The 869-nt window shown below is 37.9% G+C and carries 3 pseudogenes; all 3 read left to right on the top strand.

Annotated features, from left to right (window positions below):
* Positions 1–118 (top strand): annotated as a pseudogene (locus tag AC07E5_RS00160) (IS982 family transposase); the annotation flags it as partial.
* A gap of 58 nt (positions 119–176) precedes the next feature.
* Positions 177–410, top strand: a pseudogene (locus AC07E5_RS00155) (type II toxin-antitoxin system RelB/DinJ family antitoxin); the annotation flags it as partial.
* A pseudogene (locus tag AC07E5_RS00150) lies at positions 397–687 on the top strand (type II toxin-antitoxin system YafQ family toxin). The pseudogenes AC07E5_RS00155 and AC07E5_RS00150, both read left to right, overlap by 14 nt.
* Positions 688–869: the final 182 nt, after the last annotated feature.

Raw genomic sequence — 869 nt, 5'->3', positions numbered from 1 at the left:
TAAACATCGTTCGATTGCTGGTTTTTTAGCAGGCGTATTTTCTTCACTATGTGCGTATCAACTTTGCCAAAAGAATAAGCCTAAAATTCATGTGATTAAATCTTTGGCTTATCCGTAACTGGGGTTAATTTAAGGTTTTCTAAAATTAACATAATGGTGGNGCACTAGTCACTACTCGCATTAACGAAAACATTAAGCATGAAGCAACAGAAGTTCTTGCAACAATGGGCTTAACTGTCTCAGATGCAGTTCGCTTGCTGTTAACCAAGGTAGCGAAAGAAAAGGCTCTGCCTTTTGAAATTTGGCAGCCCAATCCTGAAACCATTGCTGCAATGGAAGAAGATCTAAGCAAAGTAAAGAGCTTCACTTCTGTTAAAGATTTGATGGCTGATCTAAATGCGGACGATTAAGTACACATCAGCATTCAAGAAAGACTATAAACGTGAGAAAAAAGGGCAGCATCGAAATACATTAGATGCTGAACTACAAACTGTTTTAGAATTATTGCAAGCTGATGAAGCCTTGCCTTAAAAGTATCGTGACCATGCTTTGGTCAGTAATTAGGTAGGTCATCGTGATTGCCATATCAAACCTGATCTCGTTTTAATCTATAAGAAAACAGAAGAAGGTGAACTACTAATTTTGAAATTAGTTCGCTTAGGCAGTCATAGCGAATTAGCAATTTGAATGATGTAACCCCCAAAGAGCGTTGACATACTCCGTACTAAACCGGTGATTTAATGGAGCATGTCAGCCTTCATCGTCAGTTACTTGTCTTTTTGCATTGTAATCTGTTTTTCTAATTCAGCTATCCGTGCATTTGCATTAGTGAGTTGTGATTCCACATATTTGATCGAGCCTGATTTTTC

The organism is Acinetobacter seohaensis (genome assembly GCF_056431365.1).
The sequence above is the reverse complement of the archived record's forward strand: the minus strand, read 5'-3'. Positions and strand labels throughout refer to the sequence as shown.